16 protein-coding genes are annotated in these 17,362 nt (G+C 69.6%); 6 read left to right on the forward strand and 10 right to left on the reverse strand.

All coding sequences use genetic code 11. From position 1 onward, the window contains the following. Window positions 1-15 precede the first annotated feature (15 nt). The gene (locus tag H521_RS0108315) at window positions 16-453 is read right to left on the reverse strand and encodes a YdeI/OmpD-associated family protein (protein ID WP_022892565.1); all 438 of its coding nucleotides are present in this window, start codon (window positions 451-453) and stop codon (window positions 16-18) included. Between the two features lie 68 nt (window positions 454-521). On the opposite strand from H521_RS0108315, the gene H521_RS0108320 reads away from it, so the two are divergent. Both H521_RS0108320 and H521_RS22305 read left to right on the forward strand, forming a co-directional pair. After that, window positions 522-797, forward strand: coding sequence for a glutaredoxin family protein (locus H521_RS0108320; RefSeq protein WP_022892566.1), 276 nt, complete (start codon window positions 522-524; stop codon window positions 795-797). 202 nt (window positions 798-999) lie between these two features. Further along, window positions 1,000-1,605 (forward strand): hypothetical protein, encoded by a 606-nt coding sequence (locus H521_RS22305; RefSeq protein WP_022892567.1) that lies wholly within the window; start codon window positions 1,000-1,002, stop codon window positions 1,603-1,605. A 108-nt stretch (window positions 1,606-1,713) separates the two neighbouring features. Here H521_RS22305 and H521_RS0108330 read toward each other — a convergent pair whose 3' ends face one another. The 3 genes from H521_RS0108330 to H521_RS22310 form a co-directional block, all read right to left on the reverse strand. Then, window positions 1,714-3,153 (reverse strand): DUF2252 domain-containing protein, encoded by a 1,440-nt coding sequence (locus tag H521_RS0108330; protein ID WP_022892568.1) that lies wholly within the window; start codon window positions 3,151-3,153, stop codon window positions 1,714-1,716. Then, entirely contained in the window at window positions 3,150-4,784 is a 1,635-nt protein-coding gene (locus H521_RS0108335) for an MFS transporter (RefSeq protein WP_026482073.1), read from the reverse strand. The genes H521_RS0108330 and H521_RS0108335 overlap by 4 nt, the downstream gene beginning before the upstream one ends. A 156-nt stretch (window positions 4,785-4,940) precedes the next feature. After that, window positions 4,941-6,551: an MFS transporter gene (locus H521_RS22310; RefSeq protein WP_022892570.1), complete on the reverse strand. Its 1,611-nt coding sequence runs from the start codon at window positions 6,549-6,551 to the stop codon at window positions 4,941-4,943. Between the two features lie 126 nt (window positions 6,552-6,677). Here H521_RS22310 and H521_RS0108345 point away from each other — a divergent pair, with 126 nt between their 5' ends. Next, window positions 6,678-7,274, forward strand: a complete 597-nt coding sequence (locus H521_RS0108345; protein ID WP_026482074.1) for a TetR/AcrR family transcriptional regulator — start codon at window positions 6,678-6,680, stop codon at window positions 7,272-7,274. Window positions 7,275-7,407: 133 nt separating this feature from the next. Here H521_RS0108345 and H521_RS0108350 read toward each other — a convergent pair whose 3' ends face one another. Further along, window positions 7,408-8,406 (reverse strand): LLM class F420-dependent oxidoreductase, encoded by a 999-nt coding sequence (locus tag H521_RS0108350; protein ID WP_022892572.1) that lies wholly within the window; start codon window positions 8,404-8,406, stop codon window positions 7,408-7,410. 139 nt (window positions 8,407-8,545) lie between these two features. Here H521_RS0108350 and H521_RS0108355 point away from each other — a divergent pair, with 139 nt between their 5' ends. Next, complete coding sequence (locus tag H521_RS0108355; protein ID WP_022892573.1) at window positions 8,546-8,890, forward strand: hypothetical protein; 345 nt, start codon at window positions 8,546-8,548, stop codon at window positions 8,888-8,890. A gap of 107 nt (window positions 8,891-8,997) precedes the next feature. Here the strand turns inward: H521_RS0108355 and H521_RS22315 are convergent, their stop codons facing one another. Then, on the reverse strand, window positions 8,998-10,182 hold the full coding sequence (locus H521_RS22315; RefSeq protein ID WP_022892574.1) for a baeRF11 domain-containing protein: 1,185 nt from the start codon (window positions 10,180-10,182) through the stop codon (window positions 8,998-9,000). Window positions 10,183-10,333: 151 nt separating this feature from the next. On the opposite strand from H521_RS22315, the gene H521_RS22320 reads away from it, so the two are divergent. Continuing rightward, window positions 10,334-11,404, forward strand: coding sequence for an LLM class flavin-dependent oxidoreductase (locus tag H521_RS22320; protein ID WP_022892575.1), 1,071 nt, complete (start codon window positions 10,334-10,336; stop codon window positions 11,402-11,404). 77 nt (window positions 11,405-11,481) lie between these two features. Here the strand turns inward: H521_RS22320 and H521_RS0108370 are convergent, their stop codons facing one another. Continuing rightward, a complete protein-coding gene (locus tag H521_RS0108370) occupies window positions 11,482-13,251 on the reverse strand; it encodes an alpha-glucosidase (RefSeq protein ID WP_022892576.1) in 1,770 nt (589 codons plus the stop codon). A gap of 51 nt (window positions 13,252-13,302) precedes the next feature. Next, complete coding sequence (locus H521_RS0108375) at window positions 13,303-13,689, reverse strand: SHOCT domain-containing protein (RefSeq protein WP_022892577.1); 387 nt, start codon at window positions 13,687-13,689, stop codon at window positions 13,303-13,305. 191 nt (window positions 13,690-13,880) lie between these two features. Between H521_RS0108375 and H521_RS22325 the strand changes: the two genes are divergently transcribed. After that, window positions 13,881-16,544, forward strand: coding sequence for a winged helix-turn-helix domain-containing protein (locus tag H521_RS22325; RefSeq protein ID WP_022892578.1), 2,664 nt, complete (start codon window positions 13,881-13,883; stop codon window positions 16,542-16,544). Here H521_RS22325 and H521_RS0108385 read toward each other — a convergent pair. Together H521_RS0108385 and H521_RS0108390 are read right to left on the reverse strand one after the other, a co-directional pair. Further along, window positions 16,516-16,734, reverse strand: a complete 219-nt coding sequence (locus H521_RS0108385) for a hypothetical protein (protein ID WP_022892579.1) — start codon at window positions 16,732-16,734, stop codon at window positions 16,516-16,518. The genes H521_RS22325 and H521_RS0108385 overlap by 29 nt on opposite strands. Window positions 16,735-16,898: 164 nt before the next feature. Beyond that, window positions 16,899-17,357 (reverse strand): DUF6325 family protein, encoded by a 459-nt coding sequence (locus tag H521_RS0108390; RefSeq protein ID WP_022892580.1) that lies wholly within the window; start codon window positions 17,355-17,357, stop codon window positions 16,899-16,901. Between the last annotated feature and the right edge of the window lie 5 nt (window positions 17,358-17,362).

Here is a 17,362-nt window from a genome sequence, read left to right on the forward strand (position 1 = left end):
CACGACCCGGCGGCGTCAGCTGCCCGAGAGCTTCGCGGCGATGCCGTCGATGCGGCGCTGCCGCGTCTCGGCCGCCTTCGCGCCCTCGACCGACGTGACGTGCGCCTTCCTCGCGCTCGGCGACAACGCGTCGAACGCGGCCCCCGCCCCAGGTGCGCCGTCGAGGGCCGCAGCGAGATCTGCCGGGACCTCCACCGTGCGCGGTGCCGTGTCGACCTCGAGGTCGACCACGATCGGGTCTCCGCCGCGGATGCCGGTCGCCGCGCGCTTGTCGGAGCTGAACGAGATCATGAACCGGCCGCCCATGACCGCGACCGTGTTGCGGTACTCGTAGCCATTCACCTTCACGATGACGGGCGGCTTCTTGCCGGCGCCGAGCGCCTCGATCACCTCGGGTGGCACCTCGATGCCCGTGTTGTTGCCGGTCTGGGTCATCGTCGTCTCGAACCGCATGGGGTCGAGTCTGGCACTGGCGCCCGTAGCTGGGAATACCGCACAGGGTACCTACGTAGGTTATTGGTATGACTTCCTCTGCCTCCGACCTCACCCCTGCCCGCGTCACGATGTACGGCGCCGAGTGGTGCAGTGACTGCCGCCGATCGAAGGCGCTGCTCGACCGACTCGAGGTCGAGTACGACTACGTCGATCTCGAACTCGTCATCGACGGCGCCGACCGGGCGAAGGCGATCAGCGGTCGCACGCAGATCCCCGTGGTGGTCTTCCCCGACGGCACCCACTTCACCGAGCCGACCGACGCGGAGCTCGCGGCGAAGCTCGACGAGGCCGTCGCGGCGTAGCAGCGGGGCCACCGCGGCGTAGCAGCGAGCCCATCGCTGCGTAAGCAACGCATGAGCAAACCGGCGCTCGGCGTTCGGAGCGCGTAACAAACGGGCGCCCCCTTGGCGATCGGGCGTAGAACTGAGGCATGCCCTCGACCACCGGCGCGATCACGAGTCTTCACCACCACTCGTGCTGCGACGGAGCGGCGGTGCACGTCCGATGACCCTCACGCGATTGCTGCCGACGCTTCGGCGATCGATCCCCGATCCGATCGATCCCGATCTCTGGCCCGCGGCGACCGACCCGAGCATCACCGATGTCGAGGTCGGCGGTGTCTCATTGCTCCGACTGGCCGAGCTGTGCGGCACGCCCGCCGTGCACCTCGGGCGGGCCGTCGTGCCCGGCACCGGAGCGGGCTCCGGCACTCGCCCCGCCACCGCGGTCACGGGCAGCACGGGAGTCGCGGTCGTGTGCGTGCTCGAGGCATCCGTCGACCAGGGCGGCCGCACGGTCACGATCGACGCAGACCTCGAGCCGCTCGACCCCGCGTGGGCCGAAGCCCGACTCATCGGCCGGGTCTCGGTCGCACGCACGACGCCGACCACGATCAGGGCCGGAGCGAGCGTCAGGGCCGCGGCGAGTGTCGGGTCGGCGGCGAGCGGATGCCTCGCCCCTCGGCCGGTCGACCTGCCCGCCGATCTCATGGCCGGCGACCTGCTCGCGCTCCCCTACGCCGCCGTCACCGACGAAGCGGGCGTCGCCCGCCCGGCGAGCGGCTGGCCCACAACACTCCCCGAATCGACTCAGCAGATACGCACGCTCTGAGCGTTCCAGAACGTGCGTATCTGCTGGGTGGATGCGCGGGGGGCACGCGGACCCGCTGAGGCAACCGCGAGGCGACAACAGCAAGCGCTCTCGCCCACGGTTCCCGGCTCAGCTCGGCGAGCTCGCCGACAGGCGACCGGATGCCACGGCCGTCGTGAAGGCGTCGAAGTCGCGCTCGTTCTGGTCGGCGTACGCGACCGCGAACTCGACCAGCGCCCGGTCGAAGCGATCGCTCGAGCCGAGGTACGCCGCGATCGCCACCCGGTCGCCTGAGCGGGCGTGGGCCCGTGCGAGGGTCTCGCCGCAAGCGCGTGCATACAGCTCCGCACCCGACACCAGCATCTCGTCGATGTCGATGCCGCCCTTCCAGTCGTACAGCTGCCGCAGGTAGAAGTCGCGGGCAACGCCGTCGTGTCCGGTCACGCGTTGCCAGCCGAGGAAGACGTCGGTCGCGGCCTGCATGAGCCGCTGCCCCCGCACGACGCGCTCACCGTGCTCGGCGTACGGGGTGGGCGGCAGGAATCGCTCGAGCACCGACGCCTCGGCCTGCTTGGCCTGCAGCAGCAGGAGGTCGTCGTCGTCGCGACCCCGCATCAGCACGATCGACGCTCGGGTGCCGACGCTTCCGACGCCGCCGACCTTGCGAGCCAGGTGCAGGTAACTGTATTCCGCGAGCGGATGCCGCGCGCCCGGCAGCGTGGTCTGGTAGTCGCGCAGCACCTCGCGGATGACCTGCTCGTCTTCGGCCGCCGAGCGCCCGGCCGGTCGCAGGTCTTCGACGGGCACGATGAGCGGCGGGGCCGCAGCGATCCGCAGCTGGCCGTCGACCACGTGCACGAGCTTGGAGAGCGCACGAACGCTGTCGCGCGAGCGCGCCTTGGCGAGCGCCGCGTCGGTGCGCTTCACGAGCCGCTTGTCGAGGCCGCGAGCCTGCTGCTCGGTGCGCACCCACCGCGAGACGTCGTCGGCGTCGAGCCGGTCGTACCAGGCGTCGATCACGCGCGACTCCGCGGCACGGCGCATCCGTTCGCGATAGCCGCGCACCGCAGCGCGGGTGATCGCCTGACGATCGGCGTCGCTGAAGCTGCGGTGGCGCCCGGCCACCTCGAAGCTCGCGACGAGTCGTTTGAGGTCCCACTCCCACGGGCCCGGCAGCGTCTCGTCGAAGTCGTTGATATCGAAGAGCAGCCTGCGTTCGGGGGTGCCGAACACGCCGAAGTTCGACAGGTGGGCATCGCCGCACAGCTGCACGACGATGCCCGAGTCGGGCGTCGTCGACAGATCTGCAGCCATGAGCAGCGCGGCACCGCGGAAGAAGTTGATGGGCGACACCATCATGCGCGCGTGGCGGATCGGCACGAGCTCGGCCACGCGCGTCGCGGCCTGCTGCTCGAGCAGTGAGACGGGATCGATGCGGTCGGCCGCCGGCTGCCACTCGGCATGCGCAGACCGCGGCACCCGGCGCCTGGCCGCTCGGCCCCAGTCGGCGCGCGCGACGAAGTCGGTCGGTGCCGGTTCAGCCGCGCCTGCGGCGCTCGCGGCGCTCATCGCTTCTCCCCGATCGCCGCGTCGTCGGTCTGTTCATCGCGCGGTCGGCCGGCGACATCGGCAGGTATGCCCCTGGAGAAGAACAGCGACCCCAGCGCGATGACGATCAGCGCGACGAACGCCACCCGCAGCGACTCGATCTGCGACCGCTCGTAGATCGCCGTCAGCTTCGCGGCATCCGCTTCGCTCAGTCCCGCCTGCTCTGCCAGGTCGTCGACCGATGCCGCGGGCACGATCTCGACGCCGCCCGCCGTCGCCTGCTGCACGACCGAGCGGGTGTCGGCCGATAGCTCGCTCGTCGCGACTGCCGAGCCGAACGAAGTGGCGAGCGCACCGATGAGCACCGAGCCGATGAGTGCGGTACCGAGCGAGGAGCCGAGGTTCTGGAACACGCCCTGCAGCCCACCGACCTCGCTGGACTGCGCCTCGTCGACGCTCGACATGTTGACATTGCCGATCTGCGAGGCGAGCAGCCCGAGCGCGGCACCGGCTGCGAACATGCCAACCCCGAACGTGAGGTTCTCGAGTTCGAGATCGACCGCTCCGAGCAGCACGACGGCGCTCACGACCAGGATGATCTGCCCCGCCCTGATGATGCGCCGCGGCGACCAGATGAGCGACAGCTTGGTGCCGAGGATGGAGAAGAGGATGAGCGAGATCGAGAGCGGGAAGATCCGGATGCCGGTTTCGAGCGCGTCGAGCCCGAGCGTCATCTGCAGGTACACGGGCACCATGAAGAACAGCCCGGCCGTGAGCGCGTACTGCGCCGCGAGCACGGTGAGGCCGCTCCGCAGCCGCAGGATGGCGAAGAGCGCGACATCGACGAGCGGCGCGCGCTCCGACTCCACGAGGCGCCGCTGCCGATCGACGAACGCCCAGAGCAGCAGTGCCCCCGCGAGCATGAGCCAGATCGTGAGTGAGACGCCGAGCGGCGCGATCGCCACGCCGTTGATCTCGGGCGACTGCAGCGGGATGACCCAGCCCCAGGTCTTGCTCTGCAGCATGCCGAAGACGACGAGCACGAGGCCCGCGGCCGACAGCACGACGCTCAGCAGGTCGATGCGCGCCGGCCGGGCTCCAGTGCGGTCGGTCACTGCGCGCGAGAAGAGCACGACGCCGATCATGATCACGACCTCGGCGACGAAGACGTAGCGCCAGCTCAGGTACGTCGTCAGGAATCCGCCGATGAGCGGCCCGGCCGCCACCGCGGCACCGGAGGCAGCGCCGATGATCGCGTAGGCGGTGACCCGTTCGTGCCCCTCGTAGTTGTCGGCGATGAGCGCGGCGATCGCCGGAATCACGAGCACGGCGCCAAGCCCCTCGATCACCGACCAGCCGAGGAAGAGGAACGCGACGTTCGGGCTGAGCGCCGTCACGAGCGATCCGACGGCATACACGCACGAGCCGATCACGAACGCTCGACGACGACCCCAGATATCGCCGAGCTTCGCCCCGAGCAGCATGAACGCCGCCATCGTGAGGGTGTAGAACGTGATCGCGCCCTGCATCGCGGCGACGCTCGTGTCGAGGTCGTCGACCACGGTGGAGATCGAGACGTTCATGACGGTTCCGTCGAGCACCATCACGAACTGCGCGCTGCCGAGGATCGCGATGACAGACCACTTCTTCACGAGGTGCACCGCTCGGCCGTCGATGTCATCGGCTCAGCGGCCACGCACGATCTGCACATTCGCATCCCCCACCCAGGCGCACCGTCGACGCCGACCGCCCCAGTCTGCTCCTCAACAGAGGGCGCTGGGGCTGTCGGCGCGGCGAATCTCGCGAGATCAGTCGACGGGGCGGTTGAACGCGAGCTCGGCTGCGAGGTTTCGTCCGCGCGGGGCGGCATCGTGTCGGGCCCGGGCGGCGGCGGGCGTGTCATCCGTGCCGTCGACCGACGGTGCCCGCCGGCCCCACACTGCGAAGAGCACGAGCGCGACCGTGAGGAATGCCGTGCCCCCGATGAGCGCCGCCGCGATGCCCCGGGCCTCGCCGCCGCTGACGGCGACGGCCGCGAAGACCGTCGTGAGGCCCGCGACGCCGATCGACCCACCCAGCTGTTGCATGCCCTGCAGCAGGCTCGACGCCTGGCCGGACTCGGCAGACGGCGCCTGCGCCATGACGATCGACGTGATCGGCGCGAAGGTCAGGCCGGCCCCGAAGCCGAGCACGATCGCCGGGCCGAGGATGCCGGAGAGGAAGGTGCTCTCGGTGCCGAGCTGCGCCATCCAGAGCATGCCGCCGGCCAGCAGCGCGAGGCCCGTCACCGCCACGATCCGCTCGCCGAGCCGTGCCACGAATCGCGGCGTCAGCTGGTTGACGATGAGCATGCTGCCGACGAAGGGCAGCAGGGCGAGCCCCGTGCCGAGCGGGTCGTAGCCGAGCACGTTCTGCGTGAACAGCGTTGCGAAGTAGAAGAAGCCGAACATGCCGGCCGGCACGAAGAGCATGACCCAGAACGGCACCGCGGTGCGCGGGGCGCGGAAGTAGGCGAGTTGCACGACCGGGCTCGCGTGACGACGCTCGATGAGCACGAGGGCGACGAGCGCCGCGGCGGCGACCGCGAAGGCGACGAGGGTGCGCGGGTCGAGCCACCCCGACTCGGCAGCGACCGTGAAGCCGTAGACGAGCGCGACCATGGCGAGCGTCGAGGTGAAGGCGCCGCCGAGGTCGAGCCGGGCGCGGCTGCGCGAGGTTTCGCGCAGGAAGGCGAGCGCGCCGGCGACGATCACGAGTCCGATCGGCACGTTGACGAACATCACCCACTCCCAGCCGAGGCTCGTCGTGAGCACGCCGCCGAGAATCAGGCCGATGGCGCCGCCCGAGCCCGCCGCGAGCACGAAGAGGGCCATCGCCCGGTTGCGCTGTGCGCCCGGAACCGTGTTCTCGAGCAGCAGTACGAGGGTCGAGGGCGCCGCGAGCGCCGCGCCGACGCCCTGCAGCACGCGAGCCGTCACGAGCATCTCGGGGTTCACGGCGAAGCCGCCGAGCGCGGATGCCGCGATGAAGATCACGGTGCCGATGATGAGCGCTCGCCGCGCCCCGATCATCTGGCCGATACGACCGCTCAAGAGGATGAGTCCGGCGAACGCGAGGGCGTAGGACGTCACGACCCACGAGAGGTTCGTCGGGTTGAAGCCGAGCTCGTCGCGGATGTGGGGCAGCGCGACGTTCACGATGCTCGCGTCGACCACGAGCATGAGCTGGGTGATGAAGACGACGATGAGGCCGAGCAGTGTGCGGCCGGTGAGTCGGGTGGCCGTCTGGCGGGTGCCGGTCTGGGCGGTGACGGATGCCGCGGCGCTGGCGGAACCCGTTGCTCGTCGCGTCGCCGGGGTGCCGCTCGTTTCGTCGCTCACGGATGTCTCGGAGACGGTCGCGGGTGGCGCTTCGCTCATTGGTGGTGCTCCTGGTCTCATTGGGTTACGCTGTTATCCGGAGAGAGTCTCCCCTTGTCGACGACAATACGGAGATAGTCTCCGCTTTGTCAAGAGGGGCCGTCCTGCGGCCCCGCAGGAGGAACCGTGAGCATCGAAGCCGCCGCACCGACGCGGCCCATGCGCGCAGACGCGCGCCGCAATTACGAAGCCATCGTGCGGGTGGCCGGCGACGCGTTCGCCGAGCACGGCACACAGGCCTCGCTCGACGACATCGCCTGCCGTGCCGGCGTCGGTCCCGGCACTCTCTACCGGCACTTCCCCAATCGCGACTGCCTGCTCGAGGCAGCCCTCGTCGAGAGCCGTCTGGCATTGAACGAGCTCGCCGAGCAGCTGCTCGCCGACGATGACGCCGGTGCCGCCCTCGACACCTGGCTGCTCGCGCTCGCGCGGCACGCCAACACGTGGGACGGCCTGCCCGACTCCATCGTCCAGTCGATCAACAACAAGCAGTCCCCGCTCGGCGCCTCGTGCAGCACATTGGTCGACGCGACGGGTCGACTGTTCGATCGAGCCCGCGAACAGAGCGCCGTGACGGCGGATGTCTCGGCACGCGACCTCTTCGTGATGGCCGGCTCGCTCGCGTGGGCCGCGTCACGCCCCCGCCGCGACACCGGCGCCCGCGCCGAGGCATCCGACGACCTTCCGCGGCTGCTCGGCCTGCTCATGCGCGGCCTCCGCTAGTCGCCACGCCGGCCACCTCACGCTCGAGTACCCGATGCGCGCGTGAGTACTCCCGAAGTGCGCGCAGGGCGGTACTCACGCGCACATCGGGTACTCCAGTGCGACACCTCTGCGATGAGGCGGCGCCGACCGACTACTGCAGCGCGGGGATGACCTCGGCCGCGAAGAGCTCGAGCCCCGAGCGATCGTACGCCGCCTCGGGGAAGTAGTGGATCGAGTACCCCAGACCGAGCTCGCGGCGCTCGGCGAGCTTCGCGGCCACTTGCGAGGGCGTGCCGACCGCCCCGCTGGGGCCGCGATAGGCCGACATGTAGGCGGCGGTCTTCTCGGGCCCGAGGAACGGTGCGACCCGCGCCTCGACGGCTGCGACGCGTCGCGCGACATCCGCGTCGTCGGCGCCCACGATGGTGTGGAACTCCGACGACCGCGTGATCGCGTCGAAATCGGTGCCGAGCTTCTCACAGTGCCCGCGCAGCACCTCGCTCTTGTGCGCGAACTCCTCGGCCGAGCCGGCGAAGTTCGTGTACGACGCGTATTTGGCGGCGATGCGCAGCGTGACCTTCTCGCCGCCACCGGCGATCCAGATCGGGATGCCGCCCGCCTGCAGCGGCTGCGGCTGCACGATCGCGCCGTCGACCTGGTAGTACTTGCCGTCGAGCGTGGCCGAACCGGTGGTCCAGGCCTGGTGCATGATGTCGACGCCCTCACGGAGGCGGCCGAGCCGTTCGGGGATCTCGGGGAAGCCGTAGCCGTAGGCCCGCCACTCGTGCTCGTACCAGCCGCCGCCGATGCCCATCTCGAGCCGGCCGCCCGAGATGACGTCGATCGTCGCCGCGACCTTCGCGAGGTAGGCGGGGTTGCGGTAGCTCATGCACGTGCACATCTGGCCGAGCCGCACGCGCGAGGTCGACGCCGCGAACGCCGCCACGAGACTCCAGGCCTCGTGCGTGGCCTCGGTCGCCGAGGGCACGGGCGTCGTGTGGAAGTGGTCGTAGACCCAGATCGACTCCCACGCCGAATCGGGGGCATCGGCCAGCTCGGCGAGCGAGTGCATCGCCTGCCATTGCTCGGCCGGCGGGATGCCGACGAGGTCGTAGCGCCAACCCTGGGGAACGAACATTCCGAATCGCATTGGTTCAGCATAGGGGCGGAGCCGCCGAAACGAATCGATTCGACCCAGGCCCCCGATCGCCCGATCTCAGCGCCGGCCCCGGCCGATCTCAGCGCCAGCACTGAGGACGTCTCACTTTTCAGGCCGTAGCTTCGAATGCATGAACGCACTGCAGCACTGCGAATTCTCCGCCGCCGACTTCCGCGCGATCGTCATCGAAACGCCCAGCATCCGCCTCATCCACGTCTCGGGCTCCGGCCTCTGCGCGAGCCCCGGCTGGAAGCTCGAACTCGTCGCCGCGAACCCCGGCGTCGTGCCCCACCCCGAGAGCCTCTGGCTCGAGATTCGCGAGACGCCTCCACGCACCGACGGCCCGCACCGGCCTGCCGAAACCGCGGTCGAGGCGATCATCGAAGACGCCCGCGCACAAGAGGTCGTCATCCGGTTCCGCTGGCGCGAGGGCTTCATCCTGCCGCTCCGCGAGCGCGTGGGCGCGCGCCGCTGACCGAACACCCGGTTCGAGCGACCGACCCGACGGTCGCCTCGAACGAGCGGATGCCGCGGCTCGCCTGCGCCCGCGGCATCCGATGTCTCGTCGCCCGACGAAGGTCGCTACGCCAGGGCGAACCGCAACTCGGCCATCGCCGGTGCAGACCAGACCGCGCCGTCGAGATCGTCGCTGCGCACCGTGACGACCTTGCCGCCCTTCGACATGACGAGCAGGGCCAACTGGGGCAGCAGGTCGCCGGCGTGCGTGCCGTCGTCGAGCTGCTCTCCGGCGCCCTGACCGCTCGCGAACCGGATCGCGCCCGATTCGCGGTCGAGCGTGCCGTTGACCGACTTCGTGAAGTCGAACCACAACACCTCGACCTGGCCCTCGGCGGCCTCGCGTCCGATCGCGGCGAGGTCGCGTTCGACGCGGCCGGCGGTGCCCTCGGTCAGCCCGCGCAGCGCGGCATCCGCCTCGGCGATGTTCATGGACGACAGCTGCTCTCGCACGGCATCGTCGATTTCAGCGGCGCCGAGCCGATCGGGTGCGCCGGCGACACCGACGATGCGTCGGCCGTTGTGCACCCGGTCGATGAAGAGGCTGAGCAACGGCTCGGCGGCGAAGACGAAGAGCGGCACGTGCTCGTCGGCGTCGCGGTGCATGAGCTCCTGGCGCACCGCGTCGGCGACGCGCTTGGCGTACAACTCGAAGAACCCCTTCTTGCGCTCGTCGCCCTGCACACCGCGGTCGCCGTGCATGCCCCCGCGCGGCTTGTCGTCGTCTGACGGGTCGCGGTTGATCGCGTCGTCGAGGCTCTTGTCGAAGGCGGCGTCGACGTCGAGCTTCACGGCCCGCTCGGTGGGCGTCGCGTGCCAGAGCCCCCACTCGTTGGCCGAGAGCGTGAGCGCGAACGCCTCCTGATCTTGACTCGGCGCACGCAACAGCTGACCGAGCGTGAAGTGCGAGCCGACGTGCACGGCGTCGTCGAGCCGGTTGGGCAGCACGAACACCTCGCTGAATCCCGGCGAAACGAAGACCGCCATCGAGCGGGCGAGCGAGCCCCAGAGCGTCTGGTCGCCGAGGATGCGATCGCGTTCGGCACGGATCGCGGCGATGTCGGTGCCGGAGACCTCCGTGCCCTTCAATCGCTCGAACGCCTCGTCGAAGGCGCTCTTCACGGCGATCTCGGCGCGTTCTCGTTCGCTCACCACCGGGGATGCCGACACGTAGACCGTGATCGCGGGATGGTGCGGGCCGGCCAGCGTCGCGAAGTCGGCTGCCGTGGGCAATTCGTAGTGAACCGTCATCGTTTCCTCCCCAGGAATCGAGTGGTGCGACAGCGATGTCGCTCACACTCCAGCCTATGAAGCACGGCTCGCGAGCGACACCCCCACTCAGGCGACCCTCAGGCGCGCGCGGCTCGGAATACGGCGCGTCGCGGGCGGGTTGGCGAGAGGGATGACTTCTTCACCGCGCCTCTCCGTGCTCGACCTGATTCCGGTGCGCAGCGGCCAGACGAGTTCGGGCGCGCTCGCGGCATCCGTTCGCCTGGCGCAGCTGGCCGACCGGCTCGGCTTCACCCGCTACTGGTTCGCCGAACACCACAACATGCCGTCGGTCGCCTCGACGACGCCGCCCGTGCTGATCGCCGCGATCGCGGCGCAGACCGAGCGCATCAGGGTCGGGTCAGGCGGCGTCATGCTGCCGAACCACGCGCCGCTCGTCGTCGCCGAGCAGTTCGCGGCGCTCGAGGCGCTCGCGCCCGGTCGCATCGATCTCGGCATCGGTCGCGCGCCGGGCAGCGATCCGGTGATCACCCAGTTGCTGCGTATCTCGGGACCGACCGCCGACGTCGACCGTTTCCCCGACCACATCGCCGACATCCTCTCGCTGCTCTCGCCCGATGGCGCCACGTTGCGTCTCACCAGCGGGCGCGAGTACGCGATCACGGCGACCCCGGCGGCGACGGATGTCCCGACGCTCTGGCTGCTCGGATCGAGCGACTACTCGGCCAAACTCGCCGCCTCGCTCGGCCTGCCGTACGTCTTCGCGAACCACTTCTCGGGCGAGGGCCTCGAACGGGCGCTCGAGCTCTACCGCACCGAGTACCAGCCGAGCGAGGCGCACCCGGTGCCCGAGACGTTCCTCACGGTGAACGCCTCGGTCGCGCCCACGGTCGAGGAGGCGCGGGCGCGGGCACTGCCGCAACTGCACTCGATGGCACGGCTGCGAACGAACCGGCCCATGCTGCCGCTCGAGACCGTGGAAGAGGCGCTCGCAGCGCCGACGGACTCGATCGGCGACGAGATCATCGCCGCCATGGAGAAGCGCTGGATCATCGCCGACCCGGCGAGCGCGGCGGGCGAACTGCGCACGTTGGCCGAGCGTCACGGCATCGACGAGATCATGCTCGCGCCCATCGGCGGCTCGTACGAGACCGAGCCGCACGACGCGACGCCGGGGCGCGAGCAGACGCTCGAGCTGCTCGCGGGCGAGCTGTTCGCCGCCGCGCCCTCGCCGGTCGAGTAGCGAGCGCCAGCGAGCGTATCGAGACCACGTGCGGGGTCTCGATACGCTCCTTCGTCGCTACTCGACCGACGAGCGGGCTACTCGGCCGACGAGCGCGCGAAGACGTTCGCCTCCCACGGCCCCAGCAGCTCCGACGGGGTCGAGGGCGGGGCATCCGTCACCGCGTTCGTCAGCACCACCTCGGCGCCGCCCCATCGCTCCACGAGTTCCGGAGCGAACTCGGGCCGGTGCTCGGTGCCCGACAGGTTGACCACGACGAGCAGTCGCTCGGCCCCCAGCACGCGCTCGAAGGCGAAGATCGCGGGGTGACCGGCATCCGCTCGCTCGAAGCTGCCGTGCGCGACGACGGGCCGCTCGTGGCGCAGGGCGATGAGGCGCCGGTAGTACTCGAACACCGATGACGGGTCGCCGTATTGCGCGGCCGCGTTGATGCTCGTGTGGTTCGGGTTCACGGCGATCCACGGCGTGCCGTTCGTGAAGCCGGCGCTCGGTGAGGCATCCCACTGCACCGGTGTGCGGGCGTGGTCGCGGCTCATGAGCCCGAGGCCCGAGACCGCTTCGGCGGCCGCGGTGCCGCTCGCGACCTCCGCGTGATAATGGTTCAGCGACTCGACATCTCGGTAGTCGCCGATCTCGTCGAACGGGGCGTTCGTCATGCCGAGCTCTTCACCCTGATAGACGTAGGGCGTGCCCCGCTGCAGGTGCAGCATCGTGGCGAGCGCGGTCGCCGACTCGTGCCAGAAGCCGTCGTCATCGCCGAAGCGACTGAGTGAGCGCGCCTGGTCGTGGTTCGAGAGGTAGAGGCTGTTCCAGCCCACGTCGGCGAGACCTTCCTGCCAGCGGGTGAGCGAGGCGGCGAGCTCGCCCGGCGCGAGCTGTCGCGGGCGGAACTTCGAGACGCCGTGGTCGAGCCCGACGTGCTCGAACTGGAAGACCATGTCGACCTCGCGCCGCGCCTGGTCGGTGAACAGCTTCGCCTCGTCGATCGTCACCCCCGGCGTCTCGCCGACGGTGATGAGCCCGGTTCGGCCTCCGAAGACCTCGCGGTACATCTCCTGCAGGTACTCGTGCAGGCGCGGCCCGCCGGCGTAGAAGGCGTAACCGTCGCCGTAGCGGCGCCCCTCGCGCACCGGGCCGTCGGGCAGCTCAGGATGCTTCGAGATGAGGTTGATCACGTCCATGCGGAACCCGTCGACGCCGCGATCGAGCCACCAGCGCATCATCTCGTAGACCGCGGCCCGCACCTCGCGGTTCTCCCAGTTCAGGTCGGGCTGCTTCACGTCGAACAGGTGGAGGTAGTACTCGCCGGTCGCCTCGTCGAACTGCCAGGTCGAGCCGCCGAAGAACGACTCCCAGTTCGTCGGCGCTGCGCCGGGCGTGCCGGGCGCAGCGCCCTCGCGGGGCGGGCGCCACCAGTACCAGTCGCGCTTCGGGTTGTCGCGGCTCGAGCGCGACTCGATGAACCACGGGTGCTCGTCGGAGGTGTGGTTCACCACGAGATCCATCACGAGCTTCATGCCGCGCCCGTGCAGCGCCACGCACAGCTCGTCGAAGTCGTCGAGCGTGCCGAAGGCCGGATCGATGTCGCGATAGTCGCTGATGTCGTAGCCGTTGTCGGCGTGCGGCGAGCGATAGATCGGCGAGAGCCAGACCACGTCGACCCCGAGCCGCTCGAGATGATCGAGCCGGTTCAGGATGCCGCGGAGGTCGCCGATGCCATCGCCGTCGCTGTCTTGGAAACTGCGCGGATACACCTGGTAGACGACGGCGGACTTCCACCAGTCGGGGCTCGGAGCCTCGGTGGCCGTGGTCGTGTCGGTCGTGTCGGTCTCTGCAGAATTCGACATGTGCTCCAGCGTAAGACCGGCGCCTGAGACGCCACAGCTCTTGCGCGGGGGCTAAGCGGTAGAGCTCAGCGCCCTCGCCTTGAGCACCTCGAACTCCTCGGCCGTGATCGCTCCGCTGTCGAGCAGCCGTTTCGCGGACTCGATCTCGGCGGGCGCCGACGTCGTCGCGGCGACACTCCTGATGTAGTCGGCGCTCTCGTCCGAATCGGCCCGCGCCCTCGCAGCGTTGCGCCCCGACATGGAGCGGCCACGGGCGATCAGGTAGATGATCGCTCCGAGGAACGGCAGCACGATCAGCGCGAGCACCCAGATCGCCTTGCCCCAGCCGTTCAGGGTGTCATCCCTGAAGACATCGAACAGCACCGAGATGTAGAGCATGAGGCACGAGACCGCGATGTAGAACCAGAAGAACCATGCGAAGAAATCCCAGATGCTCATGAGCGTTCCCTTCCCTTCGCGATCGTGGGAATCACGCCGCGTCGGCTCGAAGCTAGTTCGACCGGCACGACCGGCACATCACCCCGATCGGATGACACGCATGCGTGACCCCCGTTCGGGTGGGGTGGGCCGGGCTTTCGCTCAGGCATACTGACCCAGAGAGAGTTCTGCGCCGAGTTGCGGGGGCATGAGTGGTCGAACGTCTCACATCCGAATATCTGATCGAGCGACCGGCGCTCAAGCGGCGGCTCGCCGCTGCGTTGAGCCTGCCGGTCACGCTGGTCGTCGCGCAGGCCGGAGCCGGCAAGACCGTGCTGCTGCAGCAATGGGCTGCTGATCACCCGTCGCTGCCGTTCACCTGGATCGACATCGAGCCGGCCGATGACGACCCGGTGCGATTTACGAGCCGGTTGCTCGAGGCGTTGGCACAGGTGCGCCCCGCCGTTCGCCAGCTGGCACGGCTCTCGGCGCTGCACACCGGCGGCCTCGGTGAGGCGTTGCTGAGTGCGCTCCGGGTGGAGTTGGAGTCGTTCCCACCCATCGTGATCGTGCTCGACGACCTGCATCATCTCGGCAACACGGCACTGCTGAAAGACCTCGGCCGCTTCGTCGCCGCGCTGCCTCCGAACGTGCACCTCGTCATCTCGACGAGGATCGACCCGCCGATCGCCTGGAGTCGGCTCCGGCTGCGTGGCCGGCTGCTCGAGCTGCGTCAGTCCGACCTCGCCATGACCGACGCGGAGTCGGCGAGCCTGCTCTCCCGCGTCGCGCGACGCGACCTCGGCACCGAGACGATCGACGTGCTCGTGCGCCGCACCGAGGGCTGGGCGGCCGGCCTGCAACTGGCGGCGCTCACCTTGCGCTTCCACGCCGACACCGCCGAGAGCGCCGAGTTCGTCGCCGAGTTCGACGGCAGCGACCGCCTCGTCGCCGACTACCTGACCGAGGAGGTGCTCGACGCGGTGCCCGCCGCCGAACGAGAGCTCCTGCTGCGGATGTCGCCGCTCGACATCCTCACCGCCGACCTCGTCGACCACGTGCTCGAACGCGACGACGCCCAGCGCCTCTTCGAACAGCTCGAACTCGAATCGATGTTCGTCGTCGGCCTCGATTCGAGGCGCGAGCGCTACCGCTTCCATCACCTCTTCAGGGACCTGCTGCGCTATCGCCTGCGCGCCGAGGATGCCGCAGAGGAGGTGCGGTTGCTCGAGCGGGCCGCCGACTTCCACCTCGCCGTCGGGGAACTGGTGCCTGCCGTCGAATACCTCCTGCGCGCCCGCGACTGGGACCGAGCGCTCGCGACGATCATGACCCGCGGCAGCGACATCTTCGAACGAGGCGAGATGCGCACGGTGATCCGCTGGATCACGAGCGTGCCCGAGCACGTGCGTGCGACGCGACGCGACGTCACGATCGAACTCGGCATCCTCGTGGGCATGCAGGGCGAGGCTGCGCGAGCGGTCGAACTGCTGAGCCGGGTCGCCGGCGACCCGCAGGCGAGCCTCGGCGAACGGGCGGTCGCACTCACGTGGATCTCGGCGACGACGCAGTGGAGCTCCCACCCCGAGACCTGCCTGCGGGCCGCCGAAGAGGCGATCGAGTTGCTCGAGCTGATCGTGCGACGCGATGACGTGTCGCTGCCCGACATCATGGGACTCTCGACGCCCGAGCTGATGATGACGCTCGCGTTGGGCTCGGGCGGGCGGGCGCTCTTCCTGTCCGGTGATCTCGACGCTGCGGGAATCTGGATGGAACGCGCGTTCGCGAGCGACGGCATCGCGTACCCTCCCTTCCGTGTCGGCATGCTGGGCTCACTCGCGCTGCTGCGGATCTGGAGCGGCCGAACGACCGAGGCCGAGCAGCTTGCGGCCGAGGCGGTGCACACGGCGAGTGAGGTCGGGCTGCTGACGCATCCGATCATCGCGGACGCCTATCTCGCGCAGTCGCTGGTGGCACTCGAGCGCGGCCGGCCCGAAGCCGCCGCGGCGCCGCTCCGCGACGGCGGGATCCGGGCCGAAGCCAACCACCGCACGCAACTGGGCTGGATCACGCGGCACCAGCGCGCATTGCTCGCCAGCGCCGAGGGCCGTCACGACGAAGCGCTCGGCATGGTCGACCTCGTGCGGCTCGGCGCAGCACCTGCACCGGCGCCGGTGATCCGCGAACGGCTGCGGTCGACGCAGATGTCGCTGCTGCGCCGCGCCGGGCGGAGTGCCGATGCGCGTCATCTCGGCGAGATCGAGGAATCGACGGGCGCCGCGAGCACCTTCGAGGCCATCGCTGCAGAGTTGGCGCTCGGGCAGCCGGATGCCGCGAGCCGCCGATTCGCGGCCGACGACGCGGTCTTCACCGCGGCCGGCCCGCGCGGAACGATCCTCCGCGCAATGGCAGCGGCTTGGATCGCCGAATCGCTCGGCGAGCATGCCACGGCTCTCGAGGAGATGCAGGTCGCACTCGACCTCGCCGCTCCCGAGGGCCTCGTCGCGCTCTTCGTCGATGCCGGACCACAGCCGCTCGAACTCGTCGCGGAACTCGCGGCCGCCCGCGGCGGCATCGCGCAGGCCGTGCTGCTCCGCCGTGACGAGCTGCGCGCGCCCACGGCGAACGACCAGCTCATCGACCCGCTCACCGAGCGCGAGCTCCAGATCCTCGACCGCCTGCCCGGCCATTCCACGAGCGCAGAACTCGCACAACTCTGCTTCGTCTCGGTCAACACGCTGAAGACGCACATGGCGCACATCTACCGCAAGCTCGGGGTCAACGGGCGAAGCGCCGCGATCGCGCGCGCACAAGAACTGGGGCTGCTCGGATCGCAGGCCGGCCGGCTCAGCCCGGCGGATGCTGCACGTGCATGACCGCCTCGATCTCGATGTTGAAGCTCCGAAGCAGGTCGAGCACGCCCATCAGGCGAGCTTGGTCGGGAACCACCCCGCGCAGTAGCGTCGTGCCCGCACCGGTCGGAATCACTTCGAACCCGTCGAGCTCATCGGTGATCATCGGCACGAGCTCCCCTCGCACGACGATGTCGAACGTCTCGGCGACCATGCTAGATGCGTCGTCGTCGCCCGGGTGTCAGAGCTGCGCCGACGACGGCGGCCTTCGCAACGGGTGCCGGTCCCGGACGCACCGCGGCCGTGACGACCGCCGCACGTGCAACCGGGGCGCCGATGACGCCGACGCGTCCGATTCGTGCTCGTCTCAAAGGCATCTCAGACTCCTGCCGTCTCGTGAAGTGCATCGGCCTCGATCGAGGCGATGATGGCCTGAATGGGAATTCGGCCGTTCGCGATCAGTTGACCGCCGGCGCGGCGGGTCGCTGCGGCGAACGGAGCCGCCCAGAGGTTCTCGTAGACCAGCACCCCCGCGGTGCTGCCTGGTTCCATGGCGTTGGCGAGGTGCGCCACGTCGTCTGCCGCGAGCAGTTCGGCCAACTGCGACTCGATCTCCACGAGGGCGCCGAGGTCGCCGGCATCGGCGAGTTCCACGGCATCCAGTGCACCGTTCTCGTCTTTCGTCAGCACCATGGCGTCGATCACCCGAATGGTGCCCGCGTCGACCAGGTTCACGAGTTCCCGCACGATCTCCCCGGTGAAGTTCGCCTCGCCTGCCGGAAACTCGACCACCAGATAGTCGACCGGGCCCAGCTCATCCAACGCGTGCTCGTCCATGGTGC

Origin of the sequence: Agromyces subbeticus DSM 16689, assembly GCF_000421565.1 — a bacterium.
Classification (GTDB): domain Bacteria; phylum Actinomycetota; class Actinomycetes; order Actinomycetales; family Microbacteriaceae; genus Agromyces; species Agromyces subbeticus.

Coding starts and splice junctions, on each gene's coding strand:
- H521_RS22305 (WP_022892567.1), top strand. CDS start 1,000: ATGACCCTCACGCGATTGCTGCCGACGCTTCGGCGATCGATCCCCGAT.
- H521_RS0108385 (WP_022892579.1), bottom strand. CDS start 16,734: ATGGTCGCCGAGACGTTCGACATCGTCGTGCGAGGGGAGCTCGTGCCG.
- H521_RS0108320 (WP_022892566.1), top strand. CDS start 522: ATGACTTCCTCTGCCTCCGACCTCACCCCTGCCCGCGTCACGATGTAC.
- H521_RS0108350 (WP_022892572.1), bottom strand. CDS start 8,406: ATGCGATTCGGAATGTTCGTTCCCCAGGGTTGGCGCTACGACCTCGTC.
- H521_RS0108370 (WP_022892576.1), bottom strand. CDS start 13,251: ATGTCGAATTCTGCAGAGACCGACACGACCGACACGACCACGGCCACC.
- H521_RS22315 (WP_022892574.1), bottom strand. CDS start 10,182: ATGACGGTTCACTACGAATTGCCCACGGCAGCCGACTTCGCGACGCTG.
- H521_RS0108390 (WP_022892580.1), bottom strand. CDS start 17,357: ATGGACGAGCACGCGTTGGATGAGCTGGGCCCGGTCGACTATCTGGTG.
- H521_RS0108315 (WP_022892565.1), bottom strand. CDS start 453: ATGCGGTTCGAGACGACGATGACCCAGACCGGCAACAACACGGGCATC.
- H521_RS0108355 (WP_022892573.1), top strand. CDS start 8,546: ATGAACGCACTGCAGCACTGCGAATTCTCCGCCGCCGACTTCCGCGCG.
- H521_RS22320 (WP_022892575.1), top strand. CDS start 10,334: ATGACTTCTTCACCGCGCCTCTCCGTGCTCGACCTGATTCCGGTGCGC.
- H521_RS22310 (WP_022892570.1), bottom strand. CDS start 6,551: ATGAGCGAAGCGCCACCCGCGACCGTCTCCGAGACATCCGTGAGCGAC.
- H521_RS0108375 (WP_022892577.1), bottom strand. CDS start 13,689: ATGAGCATCTGGGATTTCTTCGCATGGTTCTTCTGGTTCTACATCGCG.
- H521_RS0108330 (WP_022892568.1), bottom strand. CDS start 3,153: ATGAGCGCCGCGAGCGCCGCAGGCGCGGCTGAACCGGCACCGACCGAC.